The organism is Streptomyces sp. NPDC020362 (assembly GCF_040642095.1).
Classification (GTDB): Bacteria; Actinomycetota; Actinomycetes; order Streptomycetales; family Streptomycetaceae; genus Streptomyces.
On sequence record NZ_JBFAET010000074.1, the window covers coordinates 1 to 22,694 of the forward strand.

Below are 22,694 nucleotides of genomic sequence, written 5' to 3' on the forward strand. Positions count from 1 at the left end.
TTAATTCAGCTGGGTAATCCCCTCCACGGCGGGCACCACCCCGTAATCGGGCGGGCCGCGGTTGACGTCGCGGTGGCCCTGCCCTGTCGCTGCGGGGCAGGTCAGCCCGCGCTCACGCCGTCCGTCTCACCGGCGGACGCCGCGCGCTGCCCCGGCACCGCGTTGGTCAGCGTGACGGGGTCGGCGCCCGCCGCGCCCAGCCGGGACTGCTGGCCGACGTTGCGGGCCTCGGCCTTGAGCCCGAGGTTCGCCACGGCGGTGTTGAACTGGTCGATGGACTTCGGCTCGTCCGGACCCAGCAGATAGCGCTTGAGCTCGCCGCGTTCCTGGGCCAGCGGGTCGGTGGAGGGGTCGCGTACGGCGTCCAGCAGCCCGCCCAGCTCGGCGGCGCTGTTGGACAGGATCACCGCGGCACGCACCGCCGTGTTCTGCTGCTTGAACTCCTCCACACCGACTTCGGCGGAGTCGGTGACCGCGTACGGCTTGCCGCTCGCGATGAAGTCGGAGACCACGGAGGAGATGTCGGAGACCATCGCGTCGGAGACGTTGAAGCAGTCGTACAGGCGCGGCTCGGCGCCCGTGATGACCCGGTGCTCGTACGCAGGGAAGGAACGCCAGTGGACGTCGTTCCACTCGGCGCGCAGTCGGGCGATCTCCTCGTGCTTCCTGACGTCGACGATCCCGTCGCGGCTGGCCTCGGCCTCGTCGCCCTTGTCGCCGCCGGTGCCGGTCAGTTCGGCGATCCGGGCCTCGATCCGGGCCAGCTCCGCCTTCGCCCCGGCCTGGGCGGCCGTGTCGGCGGTGAAGCGCGGATCGGCGGTGCGCTCGGCAGCGGCCTTCTCGACCAGGGCCGTGATCCGGTGGTGCGCGGCGCCGGCCTCCTTGCTGACGGTGCCGGTGAAGGGGTGCGGCTTGTACAGGACGCGGACCGGCGGGTCGGCCTTCACCAGCCTGTTCACGATGTTCTCGCCGGCGAGGACGATCGAGGTGTTGCCGGGGTTGCCGTCCCAGCCCTCCCAGGTGGGCGCGTACAGCACAGTCGGGATACGGCCTTCCGGCACACCCTGCCAGCTCTGGATGGGCGCCAGCTGCGGCCGGCCGACCTCGACGATGTCGTCGTCCCGGACGCCGACGTCGGCGATGGCATAGCGGTCGCGGCCCGCCCGGCCGGCGGTCCACACCTCGTCGTACACCTTGCTGTACGGGTTGACGCTGGCCAGCTTGTCGCTGTCGCCGTGGCCGATGAAGACGTGCTTCATGGTGGGCACGCGCAGCATGTGGATGTTCTTGCCGACGTTGGCCGCGTACAGGGCGACCCGCACGGTCGACAGGTCCAGGTTCATCAGGTGCACGCCTCCGGGCACGCAGATGACCGGGACCGTGGTCGGCGCGAGGTTGTTCAGGATCGCGCGCTCGCGGAGGATGATCAGCGGCCGGGTGTCCAGCTGCTCCATCGTCTCCAGCCACATGTTGACCTGGTACGCGGAGTCCTTGGAACCGGAGAAGTACAGGACCGTCTCCGGCTTGTAGCCGGCCAGCCAGTCGTCCACGGCGGCGAGGACGACGTCGGCCTTCGGCGGGGTCTTCCTGCCGCGCACGTACGGCAGCAGCACCGCGACGTACAGGCAGCCGAGGCCGATGGTGAGGCCGATCCCCACGAAGCCCGCGACGTCCGGGTCCATGACGGCGGAGACCAGGATGCCGACGACGGCGAAGAGGTCGAGGTGGAGCATCTTCTCCGCGGAGCGGTGCAGCAGGCGGCGCGGCGGGGCGTCCGGGATGCGGATGCGGGACTTCAGGTCGATGTTGCGAGTGGCGACCGGCATCCGGCGGCGGCTGCGGATGAGGGTGACCAGCGCACCGTGCGGGGCCTGGAGACCGTAGAAGGCGATGAAGCAGGCGATCGCGCCGTAGAAGATCAGGTCGTCCGCGTGGGACAGGCGGGCCAGCAGCAGGATCAGCATCAGCTGCCGGATCAGGAAGCGGATCGAGAGTCCGGCCCGGACCTTGCTGAGGCGGTTGATCAGGTAGCTGCCCCTGCGGTGCAGATAGTGGTCCGCCAGGTACGTCACGGCGGCCGCGGCCGCGAAGGCGGGAGTGCTCGGGACGAGCGCGGCCAGCATGAGCGCCGGGTAGCCCAGGATCATGAGGGCCGCCGCGGCCAGCTCGGCCGCGCTGCCCACCCGGGCGACGCGAATAGCGGTGGATATCACGAATAACCTTTTGCTGACGGAGAGGCCGGAATGTAGACCTTGCGGGCGATCTGGGAGTCTTACGGATTCAGGCCTCTGTGAATGCTCCGCATACGCGCAGCCACAGAGGCCTGAATTACCGATAGCTATTTGATGTTGATTATGCCACGCCGTCCTGGCGGTCCAGAACACTTGCCAACGCCTGCTCGAAGCCCGAGGCCTGGCCCGCGGGCGCCGTCGGGTCCTGCTGGCGGACGTCGATCACATGGCCGGTCAGCTCCGAGAGCAGCACGTCGAGCGAAGTCCGGGCCACGGCCTCGGAGGAGAGCAGCGAGCCCGCCGGCTCCTGGCCGAAGGCCTTGGTGCGCATCGGGGTGGCGGTGCGCTCGGGGTTGATGCAGTTGACGCGGACGCCGTCGCCGGCCCACTCGTCGGACAGGGCCTGGGTGAGGTTCACCATGGCGGCCTTGGTGGAGGAGTAGAGGCTGTACTCGGCGCGTCCGCGGGTGTAGCTGCTGGAGGTGTAGAGCAGCAGCTGGCCCTTGGTCTCGGCCAGGTACTTGTACGACGAACGGGCGATCTGCACCGGGGCCAGGTAGTTGACCTTCAGCGCCTCCTCGATGGTGGCGTTGTCGGTCTCGGCGAGCCTGCCGATGCGCAGCACACCCGCGGTGTTGACGACGTAGTCGATCCGGCCGGTGTCCGCGTACGCCTTGGACAGCGCGTCGTCGACCTCCTCCGGGTTCTCCACGTGGGTGCCGGTGGTGGAGCGGCCGAGCGCGTAGACCTGGGCGCCGTAGGACTCGGCGAGTTCGGCGATGTCCTTGCCGATGCCGTACGAGCCGCCGAAGATCACGATCGTCTTGCCGGTGAGCAGCTCGCGGTAGGCCTCCTCGCCGTTCTGCTCGGGCGCGGCGGTGGAGGCGAGCTGGAAGAGCTTGTCGGCGATGAAGACGTCGACCGGCTGGGTCACCTTCATGTTGTACTCGTCGCCCGCGACCACATGGATCGGCACGTCGGGCAGGTACTTGAGGACCACCGAGCAGTCGTCCGTGGCCTGGAAGTTGGGGTCGCCGGCGGCGACCTCGTAGGCGCGGCGGATCGTGGACAGCTTGAAGGCCTGCGGGGTCTGGCCGCGGCGCAGCCGGGAGCGGTCCGGGATCTCGGTGATGAACTCGCCGTCCTCGCCGTGGGTGCGCGTCACGATGATGGTGTCCGCGGACGGGATGGCGACGTCGACGGCCTGGTAGCGCTCCAGCGCGGTCACGCAGTCGTCGATGACGCGCTGCGAGAGCAGGGGGCGCACGGCGTCGTGGAAGAGGACGTTGCGGTCCTCGCCCTCGGCCAGGCCCTCACCGAGGGCCTCGATGGCGCGCTCGGTGGTCTCGTTGCGCGTCGAGCCGCCCTCGATGACCTTCCTGACCTTCTGCAGCCCGGCCTTGGCGACGATCTTCTCGATGTCCGGCACATAGCCCGGCGCCATCAGGACGATGACGTCGTCGATCGAGTCGGCGTTCTCGAAAGTGGTCAGAGTGTGCTCTATGACTGCCTTGCCGGCGATCTTCAGCAGCTGCTTGGGGATCGACAGACCCACCCGCTGACCGGTGCCACCGGCCAGGATCACTGCGGTGGTTCGGGGCTTGGCTATGTGCTGTGACACAGGCTGACCTACCTTGGGGCGACAGGGAACCGTGAAATGGTCCCACTTCGGGTAACCGCAGTGCAAGGTGAGTGACGTCCCATGCATATGTGCGCGCAACCTGTCATTCACCTAGCACTCCAGGTGATTGGGTGCGGCTCCCGTGAACCCCTGTGGAAATGCTGTGAGTAAGTCCACAGGTGCCGTTCGGTGCCGCCCGAGCCGCGGGGGACAGCCAGGGTGGGGCAGGCGCCGCCGGGGGCGCGGACGGGGCGGCGGGATCTTCACGTCCCGTGGCACGGGACGGCACGCGTTCTTCATATGCGGCACGTCGCCGGTGCGGACTTCATATGCAGCACGGCACCGGTGCGGACTTCATATGCAGCACGGCACCGGTGCGGACTTCATATGCGACACGGCACCGGTACGGACTTCATATGCAGCACGGCACCGGTGCGGACGAGCCAGGAATACGGCTCGCCGGAGGCAGCGCATTGCCGTGAAATTCCCCATCGGGATTACGCAGCATTTCGGCCTTGACCGGAGAGCGCCACTTCGGGCGCGGACGAGAGGGGCCCGGGACTCGGACGAGTCCCGGGCCCCTGCACGCGGACGTCACACGACCTGGACGCCCGGTTCGTCCGACTCCACCCGCAGCCTGGCCAGTGTGCTCGCCGTGGCCTGCGGTCTGAGCACCGTGTCGACGACCCGGACCTGGGCGTCGATGCCGTCGCGGCGGATGTCGAAGAGGTGGTAGCCGCGGTGGGCGTCGATCACCTTCCAGTGCGGGTTGTCCGCCATGAGCGGGTCCCACTGGGCGTGAAAGGCGGCCTGGTCCTGGTCACCGTTGCTGGAGATGGAGGTGCCGACGAACTCCGCGCCGACGACGTCGGAGTCCGGGTCGGCGAAGTCCTCCTTGAGGTCGCTGATCATCGTCAGGTGCCGGTCGCCGCTGAGCACGACCGGGTTGCGGATGCCGGCGAACTCCTCCAGCAGGGCGTTGCGCTCGACCTGGTAGCCGTCCCAGGCGTCGTAGAACCAGAGCTTGCCCTCGCCGAGCAGCAGGTCGGTCTCGGCCATCATGATCTGTGAGGCGATCAGGTTCCAGCTGGCCGGCGAGTCGCACAGCCCGTCCAGCAGCCACTGCTTCTGCTCGGCGCCGAGCATGGTCATCGACGGCTCCTCGGCACCGGCCTGGGTGGTGGCCTGGTCGGTGCGGAACTGCCGGGTGTCCAGCACGTTGAGCCGGGCCAGCCTGCCGAACTCCAGGCGGCGGTACATCTGGATGTGCGGGCCGTCCGGGATCGCGGTGGCGCGGACCGGCATGTGCTCGTAGTACGCCTGGAAGGCCGCCGTCAGCCGGGCCACGAACGCGTCGTGCGACTGCTTGTCGGGGTCCTGCGGGATCTGGCCGGCCCAGTCGTTGTCGACCTCGTGGTCGTCGAAGGTGACCACCCAGGGGGCGCTCGCGTGCATCGCGGCGAGGTCGGGGTCGGTGCGGTACTGGGCGTAGCGGTTGCGGTACTGGACGAGGGTGTACGGCTCTCCCTTGCCCTCGTGCCGCCGCACGGACGAGGCGCTGGGCGAGGACTCGTAGATGTAGTCGCCGACGAACAGCACGAAGTCGGGGTCCTGGGCGAGCATGTCGGCGTACGGCGTGAAGTAGCCGTGCTGCCAGTTCTGGCAGGAGGCGAGGGCCACGCGCAGCGAGCCGCCCCTGCGGTGCGGGTGGGGAGCGGTGCGGGTGCGGCCGGTGGGCGAGAGCTGGCCGCCCGCCCGGAAGCGGTACCAGTAGGAGCGGTCCGGGCGCAGCCCCCGTACGTCCACGTGAACGCTGTGCCCGTACTCGGGCCGGGCCTCGGCGGTGCCTCTGTGGACGGTCCGTCTGAACCGGTCGTCCTCGGCGATCTCCCAGTCCACGGAGAACACCGCGTCGGGCATGCCGCCGCCGTTCAGCGGGTCCGGGGCGAGCCGGGTCCACAGCACGATGCCGTCGGGGAGCGGGTCGCCGGACGCGACGCCGAGGGTGAACACGCCGTCGGGAAGCGGGGTTTCGGCGGCGCGGGCGGTGGCCGGCAGCCAGAGCTGGGCGGTGGCCACGGCGCCGAGGACGGCGGCACCGGCGGTCAGGAAGCGGCGTCGGTCGGGGGTCAGTAATCCGGTCATTCGCTAACTCCCTTGCCAAGGGGGCCTCTTGGACTTCTCTCGCGTACCTTCGGAAGCTCCCACGGCAGGCCGGACCGCCCGCCGAACGGGAGCATTCGCGTGCATGACAACCAGGCAGACAGCAGAAGACCCGTTGCAGCACCGGAACCACAGGAAAATACGTGATCTTGCCACAACGGGTCTTACCGAGTGTCAGGGGATGTTTACGGTAACGGGTGTTCAGTAGGTGAATACCGAATCTATCCGGCCATTCCGCGCACACCGGTGCACGACATCACTGTCCACGACTGCGGCCGCGAACGTGCGAGGGCCCGGGGGCGACAGCCCCCGGGCCCTCGGGAAAACCCCGGCGCGACTACTCGAACGGGTCGAACTCTTCGTACTCCTGCAGCGCCTCGTCCCGCTCGGCCTGCTTCTCCCGTCGGCGCTGCGCCGCGGGCCGCTCCGCGTCGAAGCGGTGGTCCTCGCCACGGCGGCCGAGCATCTCCGCGCCCGCCATGACCGTCGGCTCCCAGTCGAAGACGACCGCGTTCTCCTCGGGTCCGATGGCGACGCCGTCGCCCGTCCGGGCGCCCGCCTTCATCAGCCTCTCCTCGACGCCGAGGCGGTTGAGCCGGTCGGCGAGGTAGCCGACGGCCTCGTCGTTGTTGAAGTCGGTCTGCCGCACCCAGCGCTCCGGCTTCTCGCCGCGCACCCGGAACAGCGGCTCGCCGCCGACCTCCTCGCGGATGACGGTGAAGCCCGCGTCGTCCACGGCCTTCGGCCGGATGACGATCCGCGTCGCCTCCTCCTTCGGCTTCGCGGCGCGCGCCCCGGCCACCAGCTCACCGAGCCCGTACGACAGCTCCTTCAGGCCGATGTGGGCCACCGCCGACACCTCGAAGACGCGGTAGCCGCGCTCCTCCAGGTCGGGCCGGACCATCTCGGCGAGGTCCTTGCCGTCCGGCACGTCGACCTTGTTCAGGACGACGATCCGGGGGCGGTTGTCGAGGCCGCCGTACTGCCGCAGCTCCTCCTCGATGATGTCGAGGTCGGAGACCGGGTCGCGGTCGGACTCCAGGGTCGCGGTGTCCAGAACGTGCACCAGCACACTGCACCGCTCCACGTGCCGCAGGAACTCCAGGCCGAGGCCCCTGCCCTGGCTGGCGCCCGGGATCAGACCGGGCACGTCGGCGATGGTGTAGACGGTCGATCCGGCGGTCACCACGCCCAGGTTGGGCACGAGCGTCGTGAACGGGTAGTCGGCGATCTTCGGCTTGGCCGCGCTGAGCACGGAGATCAGCGAGGACTTGCCGGCGCTCGGGTAACCCACCAGCGCCACGTCGGCGACCGTCTTCAGCTCCAGGACGACGTCCTGGAGGTCCCCGGGCACGCCCAGCAGCGCGAAGCCGGGCGCCTTGCGGCGGGCGCTGGCCAGCGCCGCGTTGCCGAGGCCGCCCCGGCCGCCCTGCGCGGCGACGTACGAGGTGCCGTGGCCGACCAGGTCGGCGAGCACATTGCCCGCCTTGTCCAGCACGACGGTGCCGTCCGGCACCGGCAGGATCAGGTCCTGGCCGTCCTTGCCGGAGCGGTTGCCGCCCTCGCCGGGCTTGCCGTTGGTGGCCTTGCGGTGCGGGGAGTGGTGGTAGTCGAGGAGCGTGGTGACGGACTGGTCCACGGTCAGGATGACGTCACCGCCACGACCGCCGTTGCCGCCGTCCGGGCCGCCGAGCGGCTTGAACTTCTCACGGTGGACGGAGGCACAGCCGTGGCCTCCGTTACCCGCGGCGACATGCAGCTCGACGCGGTCCACGAAGGTGGTCATGGTTCAGTGCCTCCTGGGAGTCCCCCCGGCCCAAGGCTGGGGGAGTACGGATGTTTCCTGATTAACACGCGAAAGGCGGACCCGCCTTCCCGACCGGGAAGTGAGGTCCGCCTCGCGAAGTGAAGCGTTCGGTCAGGCGACCGGAACGATGTTCACGACCTTGCGGCCACGGTGGGTACCGAACTCCACCGCACCGGCCTGCAGCGCGAACAGCGTGTCGTCGCCGCCACGGCCGACGCCGGCGCCCGGGTGGAAGTGGGTGCCACGCTGACGGACCAGGATCTCACCAGCGTTGACGACCTGACCGCCGAAGCGCTTCACGCCGAGCCGCTGGGCATTGGAGTCGCGACCGTTCCGAGTGGACGATGCGCCCTTCTTGTGTGCCATGTCTCCTCAGTCCCTTACTTCGCAGCCGTGGGGATCGACGTGACCTTGATCGCCGTGTACTGCTGGCGGTGGCCCTGACGACGGCGGTAGCCGGTCTTGTTCTTGTAGCGCAGAATGTCGATCTTCTGGCCCTTGTGGTGGTCCACGACCTCGGCCTGGACCTTGATGCCGGCCAGCACCCACGGGTCGCTGGTCACAGCGTCGCCGTCGACAACGAGCAGGGTCGAGAGCTCGACCGTGTCGCCAACCTTGGCAGTGGAAATCTTGTCAACCTCAACGATGTCGCCGACAGCAACCTTGTGCTGACGACCACCGCTGCGCACGATGGCGTACACGCGGATCTCTCTTTCGCTCGAAGAACGGCACCCCCGCAGGCCAGCCGTCCGGGAACACCACGGACAACCTCTCCCGGCCAACCGTGTGCCCGGGAGGAAGAGGTTTACGGGGATGTGGCGTGTTCAGTGGACACGCCGACGGTCAAGGTTACGGGGCCACCGCCGAAGGGGTCAAACCGGGGCGGTCCCCCGGGGTATGCGGCCGGTCACATGAACCGGCCGCACACCCCGTCGGGCCTTCTCAGCCCTCGTCTCCGGCGGCGGCGACCGTGGTGGTCTTCTTCGCCGTCGACTTCGCGGCGGCCGTCTTGACGGTCTTGGCCGCCTTCTTGGCCGTCGTCTTCTTGGCGGCCGTCTTCTTGGCCGCGGTCTTCTTGGTGGCCGCCTTCTTCGCCGTGGCCTTCTTGGCCGCCTTGCGGGCGGTCTTCTTGGCCGGCACGGCCTCCTCCACCGTCTCCACCGCTTCCTCGGCGGCGGGCGCCTCGGCGGCCGGCTCCGGCTCGGTGGCCGGCACGACCACGACGGCCGTCTCCTCGGACGCGGTCGGCGCGGTGGCCTTGCGCACGGCGCGACGGCGCGGGCGGGCCGGGGCGGCGCTCTCGGCGGGCGCCTCCTCGACCGGAGCGGCAGCCACGGGCTCGGGCTGCTCGACCGGTGCCTCGGTGGCCGGCGCGGGCTCGGCGACCGTCACCACGGCCGCCTCCGCACCCGCCGGGGAACCTGCGGGCGCCGACACCTTCCGGGTCGCACGGCGGCGCGTACGGCCCTTGGGCGCGGCCTCCTCGGCAGCGGGCTCCTGGGCGGCGGGCTCCGGGGCCACCGCCGGCTCGGCGAGCGCCTCGGCGGCAGGCACCGGCTGCACGGGCAGCGCGGCCTCCTCGGCAGGCGTGACGGCCTCAGCCGTCGGCACCTCGGCGGTCTCGGCGACCCGCGTGCCCTTCCGGCTCTCGGCCTTCGGCGCACCGGCCGGAGCCGAAGCCCGGCGGCTCGCGCGGCGGCGGGTACGGCCACGGGTGGCCGCAGCCTCCGCCTCGGCGACGCTGCTGTACAGCTCCTCGTCCGGCGCGAAGTCCGGCGCGGGCAGCGCGACCGGCTCGGCGACCTCGGCGGCCACCTCGGCGGGCGTCACGGTCTCCGGCTCGACGGCCTCGCCGGTCTCGGCGGCCACGGCGGCGGCCTCGTGCTCGTGGACGTGCCCGTCACCACCGCGCCCGCGCTTCTTGCGCTTGCCGCCGCCACCGCCGGCGGCGACGGTCGGCTGCTCCATGTGCACGATGACGCCGCGGCCGTTGCAGTGGACACAGGTCTCGGAGAAGGACTCCAGCAGGCCCTGGCCGACCCGCTTGCGGGTCATCTGCACCAGACCCAGCGAGGTCACCTCGGCCACCTGGTGCTTCGTACGGTCGCGGCCCAGGCACTCCAGCAGGCGCCGCAGCACCAGGTCTCGGTTCGACTCCAGGACCATGTCGATGAAGTCGATCACGATGATGCCGCCGAGGTCGCGCAGCCGCAGCTGGCGCACGATCTCCTCGGCCGCCTCCAGGTTGTTCCTGGTGACCGTCTCCTCCAGGTTGCCGCCCTGGCCGGTGAACTTGCCGGTGTTCACGTCGACGACGACCATCGCCTCGGTCCGGTCGATCACCAGCGAACCACCACTGGGCAGCCAGACCTTGCGGTCCAGCGCCTTGGCGAGCTGCTCGTCGATCCGGTAGGTGGCGAAGGCGTCGACCTCGGAGGTCCACTTCGACAGCCGCTCGGCCAGGTCCGGGGCCACGTGGGAGACGTACCCGTGGATCGTCTCCCAGGCCTCGTCACCGCTGACGACGACCTTGGAGAAGTCCTCGTTGAAGATGTCGCGCACGACCCGGACGGTCATGTCCGGCTCGCCGTAGAGCAGCGTCGGCGCATTGCCGCTCTTGGCCTTCTTCTGGATCTCCTCCCACTGCGCCTGCAGCCGCTCGACGTCGCGGCGCAGCTCCTCCTCGCTCGCGCCCTCGGCGGCGGTGCGCACGATGACGCCCGCGTCCTCGGGGACGATCTTCTTGAGGATGGTCTTCAGCCGGGCCCGCTCGGTGTCGGGCAGCTTGCGGCTGATGCCGGTCATCGAGCCCTCGGGGACGTACACGAGGTAGCGGCCCGGGAGGGAGACCTGGCTGGTCAGACGGGCGCCCTTGTGCCCGATCGGGTCCTTCGTCACCTGGACGAGGACGGACTGGCCGGACTTCAGGGCGGCCTCGATGCGGCGCGGCCCGTTGGCCATGCCGAGCGCCTCGAAGTTGACCTCACCGGCGTACAGGACGGCGTTGCGGCCCTTGCCGATGTCGATGAAGGCGGCCTCCATCGACGGCAGCACGTTCTGGACCTTGCCCAGGTAGACGTTGCCGACGTACGAGGTCGACTGCTCCTTGTTGACGTAGTGCTCGACGAGCACGCCGTCCTCGAGCACGCCGATCTGGGTGCGCTCGCCGTGCTGGCGCACGACCATCACGCGCTCGACGGCCTCACGGCGGGCCAGGAACTCGGCCTCGGTGATGATGGGCACGCGCCGGCGGCCCTGCTCGCGGCCCTCGCGACGGCGCTGCTTCTTCGCCTCCAGACGGGTCGAGCCCTTGATGGACTGCACCTCGTCGGACGGCTCGGCGGGCTTGCGCGGCTCGCGGACCTTGACGACCGTGCGCTCCGGGTCGTCGACGGACGGCTCGCTGTCGGACGCGCCGTCACCGGCCCGGCGACGACGACGGCGGCGACGACGGCTGGAGCTGGAACCGCCGGACTCGTCGCCACGAGCGTCCTCGGCGTCCTCTTCCTCCTGCTCGGCGGTGTCCTCGGCGTCCTGCTCGGCCTGCTCGGCGGCCAGTTCGTCGCCCTCGGCGTCGCCCTCGCCCTCCGCGGCGTCCCCACGGCGACGGCGACGGCCGCCCCGGCGGCGACGGCGGCGCGAACCGGACTCCTCGTAGCTGTCCGCGCCCTCGGCGCCCTCCGCCTCCTCGGCGTCGGTCTCACTCTCGCCCTCGGCGAGGTCCTCGGGCTCCTCGGCCTCCGCAGGCTCCTCGTGCCGGGCGACGGCCTCCACGGCCTGCGTCTCCTCGGCGGCGCCCCGGCGGCGACGGCGGCGGCCACGCGAGGCGGCTTCGACGCGCTCCTCCGTGTACTCCTCGGTCTCGTCCGTCTCGTCCGTCTCGGACGTGTCGGCAGCCTCGGCGGCGGCCTCGGCGGCGGCCCGCTCCGGGGTCTGGAACTTCGGCTCGGCGAACACCGGCGCCTGGAACACGGCCACGGCGGGCCGGGCCGGGCGACGCGGTCCCTCGGCCTCCGCGGACTCGGCCGACGCGGCGGCCGGGGACTGCCCGGGCGCGGAGAACCCGGCCGCGGCCCGCACGACGCGACGGCGACGGCGCGGGGCCGCTGCCTCGGCGGGGGCCTCGGCGGCGGGGGCCTCGGTAGCGGGGGTCCCGGTGGCGACGGGCTCGGCGGCCTGCGCGGCCACGGCGGGCTCGATCTCGGTCTCCTCGGCGGCGGCCACAGCGGCCTCCTCCGCCTCGGGAGCACCGGCCGGAGCGGTCACCCGGCGGGTCGCACGACGACGCGTACGACGCGGGGCCGCCTCCTCGGCACCGACCTCGGGCGCTTCGGCAGCGGGCGCAGCTTCGGCAGCGGGGGCGGGCTCGGCGGTCTCGGTCTCCTCGGCGGCGGCCACAGCGGCCTCCTCGGTCACGGGAACACCGGCCGGAGCGGTCACCCGGCGGGTCGCACGACGACGCGTACGACGCGGGGCCGCCTCCTCGGCACCGACCTCGGGCGCTTCGGCGGCGGGCGCGGCTTCGGCAGCGGGGGCAGCTGCGGCAAGGTCCGCAGTGGGCGTGGCCTCGGCGACCGGGGCGGGCGCACCGGGCTCGGACGCGGGAGTCTCCGCGGACTTCGGCGCACCGGCGGGGGCGGAGGCACGCCGGGTGGAGCGGCGGCGCGGACGACCGGCGGACGTGGCCTCGGCCTGCACGGTCTCCGCTTCGGCCTTCTCGTCGGCCTCCGTCCCGCCCTCGACGGCGATCCCGGTCTCGGCGGCACCGGCGGCGGCCGGCGCACCGGACGCGGCAGCGGGCACCACGGACTCCGCCGACGCCGGCGTTCCGGCGGGCGCTGACGCGCGACGGGAGGCACGGCGCCGGGTACGAGCGGGCGCGGGCTCCTCGACGGCCTGGGCAGACGTGACGGCCTCGGCGGACTCGACGGCCTCGGTGGTCACAGCGGTCTCGGCAGCCGAGGTCGTGGCAGCCGGAACGACCGTCTCGACGGTCTCCGCGGACTCGGGCGTTCCGGCGGGCGCGGAGGCACGGCGGGTGGCCCGGCGACGCGGGCGGCCGGTGGCCGCGGGCTCCTCGGCGGGAGCAGGCGGTACGGCCTCGGCCTTCTCTGCCTCGGTGGCCTCGTCGGCGTCCTCGGCCGGTATGGCCGGCACGGTGACCTCGGCGTAGGCCTCGCCCTCGACGGGCGGGCCCGCCGGGCGGGAGGCGGCACGGCGACGCCTGCGCGGGGGCAGGGTGTCGCTGGGGGTGTTCAGTTCGGAACCCTCGTTGGGTTCGATCGGCTCGAGCATGCGGGCGTTTCTCCCGTCAGGCTCCCGGGCGCCGCGCCTGGTCCGGCGTCGGTCTCGATGAACCGTCCGCCGTTGACGTCCGCGGCCCGCGCGGTGCGCGATGGCCGCCGTCCGGGGCGCGGGCGCCGCACGGGAGCACTCTGTGTCCTGTCTCGCCGGTTCCGTACGCCTTGTCGGTACGGCCTGGCGAAAGTCTTCTGGTCGGTGCGCTGCCCGACCCAGGTGGCTCCCGAGTACGAGGGCGGCGCTTTCGACGTCCGTCCCTACGCGGAACCTTCCGGCGTCGCCGCCGTCGCGGCGGCAGCCGGTTGGGCCGTCAGGGCCTCGGCTGCCTCGCGGTCGGGCGCGAGCGGGTCGGTCACCGTGCCGGTCTCTTCATCGAACAGCCCCTGCGCCAGCCTGGTCACCGCTGCGGGGACCGGCGGCGCCAGGTCGGCCACGGCGCGGAGACCGGACAGGACGTCGTCGGGTCGTACGGCAGGCGTCACGTGCCGAACAACCAGCCGCAGTATCGCACAGGGCTGGTCGGTCGGCCTATCAGCCGTCGAACTGTGCGTTTCCAGTTGAACGACGGCGGGGCGGGCGTCGAAGGTGCGCACACCGTTCTTGGTCATGCGCTGCACCTCGACGGTGTCGGCCTTGGTGAAGGCCTCGACCGCACGCTCCGCGTCGAGGGGGTCGACGCCTTCCAGCCGCAGCTCCCAGACGGAAGCCGTGAGCCGGTCGGCGAGGCCCGAGGTCCGCGCCTCGACCGCGTCGACGATGTCCAGCCCGGCGGGCAGGGACTCGTCGAGCAGACCGCGCAGGGTCTCGGGGTCGCGCGGTGCGGCCAGGGCGATCTCCAGGTACTCCGCCTCACTGCCCGTGCCGGTGGGTGCGGCATTGGCGTACGACACCTTCGGGTGTGGCGTGAACCCCGCCGAGTACGCCATGGGCACCTCGGCACGGCGCAGCGCACGCTCGAAGGCGCGCTGGAAGTCACGGTGGCTGGTGAACCGGAGGCGGCCGCGCTTGGTGTAGCGCAGTCGGATGCGCTGCACCGCGGGTGCGGGCGGCGGGCCTTCGGGCTGTCGCTTGCCCAGTGTCCTAGTCCTTCGTGAGAGCGGTCGTACTGCTACCAAGAGTACGTGTGTCGCGGCCCGCGGGTTCCCGGCGGTCCACCGCGGCCGGCGGCCGGGCCCCGCCCAGGAGCATCCGCCTCAGATCGGCGCGGGCCTGGCGCACGGCGTCGCGGCCGGCGGCCAGCACCTGCCCCACGGCCCTCCCCGCGACGCGCGCGGCCTCGGCGGCGGGCCGCAGGAGGGCGTCCCGCACGACGTGTCCGACCGGGGTGAGGACGGTCCGGTACACCCGGCGCAGCGGCTCCACGAAGATCCACCGGAAGAGGGTGCCGAGCCCCCGGCCGACGGCCCGCGAGATCCGCCCGGCGATCCGCCAGGCATGCCCGAGGGCCTCCCCCACCTCGTGTGCGACGACGGCGAGCGCACGGCCGACGGGGGCGAGGATCCACGTCCACAGGGCGACGGCGGGCAGGACGAGCAGGATGCGGGCCGTCCAGTACAGGACCGCGCCGACGGCCGTGCCGATGACGCGCGCGAGCCGGGCGACGCCGCGCCCGACCGGGGCGAGGACCCACTCGTACAGCCAGGACGCGGGGAGGACGACGAGGTGCCGCACCAGCCAGGCGATGCCGCGCCCCACGGGGGCGAGCACGCGCGCGTACAGCCACCCGAGAGCGGCCCCGATCCCCCGGGCGACCCAGGCGATGCCGCGCCCGACCGGGGTCAGCACGCGCGCGTACAGCCACTGCAGCGCGCGTCCGAGGGGGCGCAGCAGGGTGTCGTTCAGGAACCGGCCGCCGACGACCAGCGCGTCCCACGCCATCCGCACCGGCAGCACCACGACGAGCGCGGTGATCCGCACGGGCATGCGGAGCGCCACCACCAGGCATCCCTCGGGCTGTTGCGGCTGTGGTTGCGGCTTTCCCAGATCCATACCCGGGTAGACGCCCCGGCCGTCCGTTCGGATCCGGATCAGAGCACGCGTGCCTTGTACGACTCCGGATAGCGCTGGGTGAACTTCACGGCCCACACGAGCAGGGCGATGGGGACGACCCAGTTGAACCAGTCGTCCTGGGCCGGGAAGCGGATGGCCAGATAGGTCGACAGGGTCATCAGGGCGAAGGCCGCGCCCCACACCGCCGTCAGCACCGTGTTGATGTGCTTGAAGACGGGTGTGTCCCAGACGCTCGGCGGCGTCGACTCCCGGGCGTACTGCGCGGTGAAGGGGTCGAAGAACAGTGATCCGAGGGCCACGGCGGCGACCAGCCCGTTGGAGATGACCTGGGCGTAGGTCTCCACCCAGACGAGCTGTCCGCGGTCGACCGCCAGGGCGAGGACCGAGAGGACGGCGAAGAACACGATGCCGGTCATGTCGAGGATGCGGAGCTTTCCGTGCAGGAGGTCCTGCCCCGACAGGACGATCGAGGCGATCAGCGCGGCGAGCGCCGCGTACTTCCAGGTGCTGGGGCTGGCGACCACTCCGAAGATGATCCACGGGGCGAAGGAGAAGAACACGCCGCCCGTGCTGACGGACTTCTGGGCCTGGGCTTTCGCCTGCGCCTGCTGAGCCATGGGCGCGCCTCCCGTCAGGTGTCGCGGCCGCCCCCCTTCCCATCGTCCTGCCGGCCGCGGCGGGCCGCATGCCGCCCGTGGTGCACCGGGCCGCCCGCGCCGGGTGGTGCTCGTGTGGGGCGCCCTGGTCACCGAACGGCCGCAGGACGGTAACGCCTTGAACTGTGCACGCCACAGTGATGGCTTCCGGTCAGGCTGACTGATTCGATTGGGTGACGTACATCACAACCCTTGGGGGGCGCGCATGCACTGGTACGTGGACGTGCTGAAGAAGTACGCGGTGTTCACCGGCCGCGCACGTCGGCAGGAATACTGGATGTTCTTCCTGTTCAACCTGATCATCAGCATCGTGCTGGGGATCGTCGACTACGCCATGGGATCGAACATCCTGGGCATCGTCTACGGCCTCGCCACCCTGCTGCCCGGGCTCGGTGTCGCCGTCCGCCGGCTGCACGACACGGACCGGACCGGCTGGTGGATCCTCATCGGGCTGATCCCCCTGATCGGCGCGATCGTCCTCATCGTCTTCCTCGCCACCGAGGGCAAGGCGGAGCCGAACCAGCACGGCCCCAACCCGAAGTACGCGCCGGCCGTCTGAGCCCGCGGCACATCCCGAGAGGCCCGCCGGAGTTCCCCGGCGGGCCTCTTCGCCGCTCCATCCCCCGAGCGGTTAGGGTCACTTCACCGGTTTCCTCGCATATCCACCGATCTTCACGCATGTCCTGAACGGCCGTCAGGAGGGCACAACGGCGGAGAACAGTCGTCGGCACCTGGTCAGAGCGCTGACGTTCTGGCTGCGTCCCGCCTTCGCGCTGCGGGTGCTCAACCGCTTCCAGCGAGTCGCGGGATTCGACCGCTCGATGGCCCTGGCATCCAGCGCCCTGACCGCACTGGTCCCGGTCGCGATCCTGGGCGGCACCCTGCTCGGCAGCCTCACCTCGTACGACGCCGCGCAACGGATCATCAAGCGGTACGGCCTGACCGGGGCGGGCGCCGACGCGGTGAGCGCCCTCTTCTCGCCCGCCGAGGCCGGCAGCACGAGCGTGAGCGTGTTCGGTGTGCTCTTCCTGGCGATCTCGTCCCTGAGCTTCACACGGACCCTGCAGCGCCTGTTCGAACAGGTCTGGGAACTCAAGCCCCTCAGTGTGCGCAACACGCGCAACGGCCTGTGGTGGCTGCTGTCCGGCCTCGTCTACGCACTGGTCAGCGGGTGGCTGAGCGCCCTCCTCGGTGCGGGCAGGACCGGCCTTGCGGCCGTGGCCGGCGAGGTACCGGTCAGCGCCGTCTTCCTGACCTGGAGCGGTCACCTGCTGTCCGCCCGCAGGATCGCCTGGCGGGACCTGATCCCCTTCGGCGTCACGGCGGCCGTCGTGACGGCGGTCTACTCCGTGGCCGCGGGCATCTATCTGCCGCATCTGTTCAACACCTCCGCCGAGCGGTACGGAGTGGTCGGCGCGGTCTTCGCGATGATCTCGGCGCTGTTCGGCGTCATGCTCATCGTCGTCGGGTCGGCCGCGCTGGGGCGCGAGGTGCAGGAGGAGCTGTACCGGATCGCCCAGGGGCGGCGCACCCCGGACGACGAGGTGCGCCGTCAGTGGGACGACCTGGTCGAGCAGACCCGGTCGCGCTGGCGCACCGTACGCCGGCAGGTGTCCCGGCATCGGGCCGAGGACCCGAACGACCGCTGAACACGGCGCGGGGCCGCGCCACTCCCACGCCCCCGGCCTGCGCACGGCCCGGGTCACCCGGAGCAGGCGAGGCGTCCCGCCGCCCGGCGGCGCAGCCTGGACGGGCAGACACGGCAGACACGGCAGGCTCCGAGGGCCCCTGGAGCGAGATGGCGAAGCAGACCCGAACCCAGACACGCGCACGCCGGGCGGAACGCCGGGCCCACGCGGACTACACCGGGGGTCTGTACGGTTCGCTCCTCGCCGCCTCCGTCGTGGTCGGGGCAGGTGCCCGCGATCCCTTCCCCCGGCTGGAACTGGCGCTGTTGCTGCTGGCGACCGGGGTGATCTTCTGGCTCGCGCATGTGCACGCCCAGCTGTTCGGTGCCCGCATGGCGCAGCGCACCCTGAACCGTGCGGTCGTGGTGGAGGTGTGCCGCGAGGAGTGGCCGATCGTGGAGGCCGCCGTTCCGCCCACGGTGGCGGTGCTCGTCAGCCCGCTGCTGGGCCTCGACGCCGTGGGCGCGGCCTGGCTCGCCCTCGCCGTCGCCCTGGCCGGCCAGGTGGGCTGGTCGACGGCTGCCGCGTTGCGCGCGGGCGCCACCCGGCCGCAGTTGATCCTCACCGATGCGGTCAACCTCGTACTCGGGCTGCTGATCGTCGCTCTGAAGCTGGTCCTGAAGAAGTGAGGCGGCGAGGGGTGCGGTGGGTGCCGGCGGCTGCCTCCTCCGTCCCGCCGATGTCACCCACTCCGGGTGAGGCCCCGGGTCGTCGCTTCGGCGACCGTGAACGGGCACAGGTCCGGCATGCCCCGGCCCTGCGGCGCGGCGGCACGCCTGCCGAAGACGGACACCGCACCGGCGGGTTCCCCACCGGGCACTGCCACCACCACCCACCCCTAGCGAGTTGACAGCCATGAGCGAACACAGTGCACACCTGGACGAGATGGGGCCCGTCGACTACCTGGTCGTGGAGTTCCCGGGCCACCGCCTGACGGGCGAGGGTTTCCCGCTGCTCCTGGATCTGGTCGACCGCGGGATCATCCGCGTCCTCGACCTCCTGTTCGTACGCAAGGACAGCGACGGCACGGTCATCGCGCTGGACCTGGGCGACCTGGAGGCAGACGCCGACCTGAGCGTGTTCGAGGGCGCCTCCTCCGGGCTGCTGGACCAGTCCGACATCGACGACGCCGGTACGGCGCTGGAGCCCGGGAACTCCGCCGCGATCATCGTGTACGAGAACGTCTGGGCGGCTCCCCTTGCCGTCGCCCTGCGACGCGGCGGCGCCCAGCTCGTGGCAGCCGGGCGCATACCGGTGCAGGCGCTGCTCGCGTCCCTGGAAACCGCCGAGTCCCCCGGCGCCGAGCACACCTCGGCATCCCCCAGGAGGTGACACCCATGCCCGGACTGCTGCGCGGTGTCGCACGCACCGCAGTCGTCGCGGGAACGGCCACGGCCGTGTCCAACCGCGTCTCACGCCGCCAGGCCGGCCGCTGGGCCGCCCAGGCCGAACAGCAGGACGCCTACCAGCAGGCCCCGTCCCAGCAGGCTCCGCCGCCACCCGCGCCGCCGCCTCCGCCCCCGTCCACCGAGGACGACATGACCGCCAAGATCAACCAGCTGAAGGAGCTGGGCGAACTCCGCGACCAGGGCGTCCTGACGGAGGAGGAGTTCGCCGCCCAGAAGCGCGCGGTCCTGGGCTGACCCGACCGGCGGCACCCTTGCCCGTCGCCCCGACCGGGCGGGGGCCGCTCAGGACGGCCGGACGGACCTCAGATGGAACCGACGACCTTGCGCGGGGTGATGCGGATGACGACGCGTTGCGCGTCGTCCTTCGACGCCGGGTTGAACTCCGCGTAGTCCTTGCCCGTGTACTTGCGGGACAGTTCGTCGATCAGCTGCGGTCCCCCCTCGGTGGTCATCGTGGCCGTGCCCCGGATCTCGGCGTAGGTGTACGGCGCGTCCGGCGGGTTGATCATGACGGTCACGCGGGGGTCCCGGCGCAGGTTCTTCTCCTTGCGCCGGCCGACGGTCGTGGAGACGAGGAGGTCGTCGCCGTCGCGCTTGACCCAGGTGATGGACTGCTGGGCACTGCCGTCGGGCTGAATGGTGGCCAGGCACACGAAGAGCGGACTGTCGTCGAGGAGAGCCTTGAGGTCGTCCGAAAGCTGAGCCGACACGGTGCGGGTCCTTTCCTTGACCGCCCCCTGTCCGGAAACGGCCTGCTCAGCCTAAGAGACCGCCCCGCTCCCGCCGGTCCAACCCGCCCACCGGGCGGCGGATACGCCCTCCGGGCGGGCGCGGGCGCCGCAAGGTCCTGGTCCCCGTCGCCGCTGTCCTTGCCCCCTGAGCCGGAGTCACCGTCTCCCCATACTCTCGACATATACGGTGATCAATGCAGAAAAGGGGCGCCATGGACCTCCAGCTCACCGACAGGGTCGCCATCGTCACCGGGGCGAGCAAGGGCATCGGCCTCGCCATCGCCGGTGCGTTCGCCCGTGAAGGCGCACACGTCGTCACCGGCAGCCGGAGCATCACTCCCGAACTCGAAGCGCTCCGGGGCGACCACGGCGTCACCACGGTCCCGGTCGACCTGTCCACCGCAGAGGGGCCGGACACCCTCGTCCGGCGCGCCGTGGAGCAGCACGGCAGGGTCGACGTCCTGGTCAACAACCTGGGCACCGCGACGTCCCGGCCGAGCTTCCTGGACATCGACGACGCCGAGTGGCAGCGGATCTTCAACATGACCCTGTTCAGCGCGGTGCGGACCAGTCGCGCTGCCCTTCCCCACCTGCTGGACGCGGGTGGGGGTTCCATCGTCAACATCAGCTCCATCAACGCCCGCCTGCCCTTTCCCATGGTCGTGGACTACTCCGCGGCCAAGGCCGGGCTGACCAGCCTGACCAAGTCGCTGTCCGAGGAGTTCGCACCGCGCGGCGTCCGGGTCAACGCGATCGCGCCGGGCCCGGTCCGCACTCCCTTCTGGACAGCCCCGGGCGGCTTCGCCGACGCGACGGCGGCCCAGGCCGGCACCACCGCGCAGGAAGCCATCGACGTGGTCGTGCCGCAGAGCATGGGCATCTCCACCGGGCGGGTCACCGAAGCTCACGAAGTCGCCGACCTGGCCCTCTTCCTCGCCTCGCCGCTCGCGGGCAACATCACCGGAGCCGAGTTCACCATCGACGGCGGGCAGATCAAGACGGTGTGATCTCCTGCCCCTCCGCACCGCCGCCCTCCTCCGGTGCCGGGCGGCAGGCTCCCGGGGCCGAACCCGTGCGGGAGGGCGCCAGGATCGCGCACGTGGTGGTGCCATGGGCGTAGAGCTTGCCGTCGGTCGCACCGACGACGCGGGCCTCCGCCGTGGCCATGGTCCGGCCCACATGGACGGTGCGGCCCTCACATCGCAGTGGCGGCGTCCCGGGGAAGACCGGTCGGACCATGTGGATGTTGAGCTGCATCGTGGTGTAGACGCGGCCCCTGGGCAGTGCGGCCGCGACCGCACAGCCCAGGGCGGAGTCGAGCAGCGTGGCCACGAACCCTCCGTGCACGGTCCCCATCGGGTTCAGCAGATGCTCCCCGGGATCGCCCTCGAACACCGCCCGTCCCTCGTCGGCCTCCACCAGGCGGAAGCCGAGCGTCCCTCCCATGGGCGGCTCGGGCAGTTCACCCTTGAGGATCTTCTGGAGCAGTTCCAGACCGGACGCGTCGCCGGCTTCGGCCCAGGGGACCGGCCGCCGCCAGGTGTGGGTGCGGGACCGCACGTCGTGTGGGTCCGTGGTCGCTGTCATGCCGGTTCTCCGTCTCTCCGTTTTCCTGTCTCCGGCTTCCTGTGTCCGGGCGCCGCGGGCCGAACCGCCCTGCCGCCTGCGGCCGCTGCGTCCGGACGCGTCAGGAGATCTTGGCTCCGAGCAGGTCCACGGGAGTGATGACCGGAGGCGAGCTGAGCAGGGTCTCCGCCGCGCCCATGAGCGCCGCGGCGATCCGACCGTGCAGGTGCGCCTCCCGTCCCTCCTCGTCGTCGAACGTGTCGAAGACGCCGAAGGTGGTGGCGTCCTGGCGGAAGGCGAACCAGGTGACCGTGTGCTGTTCCTCTTCGGCCAGCTTCACCGCGCCGCGCAGCATCGCCTCGACCTCGTCGGCGTGTTCCGCCTTGGCCTCGATGCGCGCCAACAGACCGATCTTCATGGTGATGACTCCTTTCTTCTCCCGAACTGCCGGGCTTCCGGGCTTCCGGCACACGGCGAACGTATGCCGCCGGCCGACAGACCCATCAGTGGCAGAAACGACTCCATTGATAGAGTTTCCGTCATGGATGTTGCGGTTCTCGTGTACGACGGGGTGTTCGACTCCGGGCTCTCGGCCGTCCTCGACGTGCTCCACGGCGCGAACGCGATGGGCGAGGAGATCGCGGATCCGCCGACCTGGAACGTGACGAAGGTCGGCTTCCGCCCGCAGGTCCGGACGGGCGCCGGACACCTCGTGACGGCCCAGCCGGTCGACCACGCGGAGACGGCCGATCTGCTGATCGTTCCCGCACTGGCCGAACGCCGTCCCCAGGCGCTCGTCGACCACGTCGCCGGGGACGCGTCGCTCCCCGCCCGGGAGCTGATCGCCAGGACGCGTGCGCGCGGCACGCCGATCGCCTCGGCGTGCACCGGCACGTTCCTGCTCGCCGAGGCGGGGGCACTGAACGGCCTGCGGGCGACCACCAGCTGGTGGCTGGCACCGGTGTTCCGCACCAGATATCCCACCGTCGAGCTCGACCAGAGCAGGATGGTCGTCGCCTGCGGCGAGATCACCACGGCGGGCGCGGCCTTCGGTCACGTCGACCTCGCGCTGGCGATCGTGCGCGCGAGCAGCCCCGCCCTGGCCGACCTGATCGCCCGCTACCTGGTCGTCGACGAACGTCCCTCGCAGTCCGCGTACACCATCCCGAGCGCCCTGGCGCAGAGCGATCCGACCGTCGCGGCCTTCGAACGCTGGGTGCGGGCACGTCTGGCCGAGCCGATCAGCATCCCGGAAGCGGCCGGCGCCCTCGGCGTCAGCGAGCGGACCCTGCAGCGCACCGTCCAGCGCGTCCTCGGCACCTCCCCCGTCCGCTTCGTCCAGGACCTGAGGGTCGAACGCGCCGCCCACCTGCTGCGCACCACCGACCTGTCGCTGGAGGCCATCTCCCGGAAAGTCGGATACGAGCACGCCAACACCCTGCGCGTGCTGCTGCGCGACCGCACCGGCAAGACCACCTCGGCCCTCCGCAGCTCCTGACCGCACGGGAGGC

At 71.3% G+C, this 22,694-nt stretch carries 20 protein-coding genes; 7 read left to right on the plus strand and 13 right to left on the minus strand.

From position 1 onward, the window contains the following. Positions 1–101: 101 nt before the first annotated feature. The 10 genes from AB0H32_RS24780 to AB0H32_RS24825 all read right to left on the minus strand — a co-directional run bounded on the left by AB0H32_RS24780 (position 102) and on the right by AB0H32_RS24825 (position 15,750). Positions 102–2,183: a hypothetical protein gene (locus tag AB0H32_RS24780; RefSeq protein ID WP_361124449.1), complete on the minus strand. Its 2,082-nt coding sequence runs from the start codon at positions 2,181–2,183 to the stop codon at positions 102–104. A 169-nt stretch (positions 2,184–2,352) separates the two neighbouring features. Next, positions 2,353–3,852: a bifunctional cytidylyltransferase/SDR family oxidoreductase gene (locus tag AB0H32_RS24785; RefSeq protein WP_361124392.1), complete on the minus strand. Its 1,500-nt coding sequence runs from the start codon at positions 3,850–3,852 to the stop codon at positions 2,353–2,355. Between the two features lie 594 nt (positions 3,853–4,446). Next, positions 4,447–5,997 carry an alkaline phosphatase D family protein gene (locus tag AB0H32_RS24790; RefSeq protein ID WP_361124394.1) on the minus strand — a complete coding sequence of 517 codons (1,551 nt, stop codon included), beginning with the start codon at positions 5,995–5,997 and terminating at the stop codon, positions 4,447–4,449. Positions 5,998–6,352: 355 nt separating this feature from the next. Beyond that, positions 6,353–7,801: a GTPase ObgE gene (gene obgE / locus AB0H32_RS24795; protein WP_361124396.1), complete on the minus strand. Its 1,449-nt coding sequence runs from the start codon at positions 7,799–7,801 to the stop codon at positions 6,353–6,355. Between the two features lie 132 nt (positions 7,802–7,933). Continuing rightward, positions 7,934–8,188, minus strand: a complete 255-nt coding sequence (rpmA, locus tag AB0H32_RS24800) for a 50S ribosomal protein L27 (RefSeq protein ID WP_023550764.1) — start codon at positions 8,186–8,188, stop codon at positions 7,934–7,936. 14 nt (positions 8,189–8,202) lie between these two features. Next, complete coding sequence (gene rplU / locus AB0H32_RS24805) at positions 8,203–8,523, minus strand: 50S ribosomal protein L21 (RefSeq protein WP_009188585.1); 321 nt, start codon at positions 8,521–8,523, stop codon at positions 8,203–8,205. A 241-nt stretch (positions 8,524–8,764) separates the two neighbouring features. Next, on the minus strand, positions 8,765–13,117 hold the full coding sequence (locus AB0H32_RS24810; RefSeq protein WP_361124398.1) for an Rne/Rng family ribonuclease: 4,353 nt from the start codon (positions 13,115–13,117) through the stop codon (positions 8,765–8,767). A gap of 263 nt (positions 13,118–13,380) precedes the next feature. After that, positions 13,381–14,157 carry a TIGR03936 family radical SAM-associated protein gene (locus AB0H32_RS24815; protein ID WP_361124400.1) on the minus strand — a complete coding sequence of 259 codons (777 nt, stop codon included), beginning with the start codon at positions 14,155–14,157 and terminating at the stop codon, positions 13,381–13,383. Between the two features lie 46 nt (positions 14,158–14,203). Beyond that, positions 14,204–15,112, minus strand: a complete 909-nt coding sequence (locus AB0H32_RS24820) for a hypothetical protein (protein ID WP_361124402.1) — start codon at positions 15,110–15,112, stop codon at positions 14,204–14,206. A 38-nt stretch (positions 15,113–15,150) separates the two neighbouring features. Beyond that, positions 15,151–15,750 (minus strand): hypothetical protein, encoded by a 600-nt coding sequence (locus AB0H32_RS24825; RefSeq protein WP_361124404.1) that lies wholly within the window; start codon positions 15,748–15,750, stop codon positions 15,151–15,153. A gap of 244 nt (positions 15,751–15,994) precedes the next feature. Here AB0H32_RS24825 and AB0H32_RS24830 point away from each other — a divergent pair, with 244 nt between their 5' ends. From AB0H32_RS24830 to AB0H32_RS24850, 5 genes are all read left to right on the plus strand, one after another. Then, entirely contained in the window at positions 15,995–16,348 is a 354-nt protein-coding gene (locus AB0H32_RS24830; RefSeq protein ID WP_361124406.1) for a DUF805 domain-containing protein, read from the plus strand. A gap of 262 nt (positions 16,349–16,610) precedes the next feature. Next, positions 16,611–17,438 (plus strand): hypothetical protein, encoded by an 828-nt coding sequence (locus tag AB0H32_RS24835; RefSeq protein WP_361124408.1) that lies wholly within the window; start codon positions 16,611–16,613, stop codon positions 17,436–17,438. A gap of 149 nt (positions 17,439–17,587) precedes the next feature. Continuing rightward, entirely contained in the window at positions 17,588–18,106 is a 519-nt protein-coding gene (locus tag AB0H32_RS24840) for a hypothetical protein (RefSeq protein ID WP_361124409.1), read from the plus strand. 226 nt (positions 18,107–18,332) lie between these two features. Further along, entirely contained in the window at positions 18,333–18,809 is a 477-nt protein-coding gene (locus AB0H32_RS24845) for a DUF6325 family protein (protein WP_361124411.1), read from the plus strand. Positions 18,810–18,814: 5 nt separating this feature from the next. After that, a complete protein-coding gene (locus AB0H32_RS24850) occupies positions 18,815–19,120 on the plus strand; it encodes an SHOCT domain-containing protein (RefSeq protein ID WP_361124413.1) in 306 nt (101 codons plus the stop codon). Between the two features lie 68 nt (positions 19,121–19,188). On the opposite strand, the gene AB0H32_RS24855 is transcribed toward AB0H32_RS24850, so the two are convergent. After that, positions 19,189–19,596 (minus strand): PPOX class F420-dependent oxidoreductase, encoded by a 408-nt coding sequence (locus AB0H32_RS24855; RefSeq protein ID WP_361124415.1) that lies wholly within the window; start codon positions 19,594–19,596, stop codon positions 19,189–19,191. Positions 19,597–19,829: 233 nt separating this feature from the next. On the opposite strand from AB0H32_RS24855, the gene AB0H32_RS24860 reads away from it, so the two are divergent. Continuing rightward, positions 19,830–20,624 (plus strand): oxidoreductase, encoded by a 795-nt coding sequence (locus tag AB0H32_RS24860; RefSeq protein ID WP_361124451.1) that lies wholly within the window; start codon positions 19,830–19,832, stop codon positions 20,622–20,624. Here the strand turns inward: AB0H32_RS24860 and AB0H32_RS24865 are convergent. Both AB0H32_RS24865 and AB0H32_RS24870 read right to left on the minus strand, forming a co-directional pair. Further along, complete coding sequence (locus AB0H32_RS24865) at positions 20,611–21,204, minus strand: PaaI family thioesterase (RefSeq protein ID WP_361124417.1); 594 nt, start codon at positions 21,202–21,204, stop codon at positions 20,611–20,613. The two genes, AB0H32_RS24860 and AB0H32_RS24865, sit on opposite strands and share 14 nt — an antisense overlap. Positions 21,205–21,304: 100 nt before the next feature. Next, complete coding sequence (locus tag AB0H32_RS24870; protein ID WP_361124419.1) at positions 21,305–21,601, minus strand: antibiotic biosynthesis monooxygenase; 297 nt, start codon at positions 21,599–21,601, stop codon at positions 21,305–21,307. Positions 21,602–21,724: 123 nt separating this feature from the next. On the opposite strand from AB0H32_RS24870, the gene AB0H32_RS24875 reads away from it, so the two are divergent. Continuing rightward, on the plus strand, positions 21,725–22,681 hold the full coding sequence (locus AB0H32_RS24875) for a helix-turn-helix domain-containing protein (RefSeq protein ID WP_361124421.1): 957 nt from the start codon (positions 21,725–21,727) through the stop codon (positions 22,679–22,681). Positions 22,682–22,694: the final 13 nt, after the last annotated feature.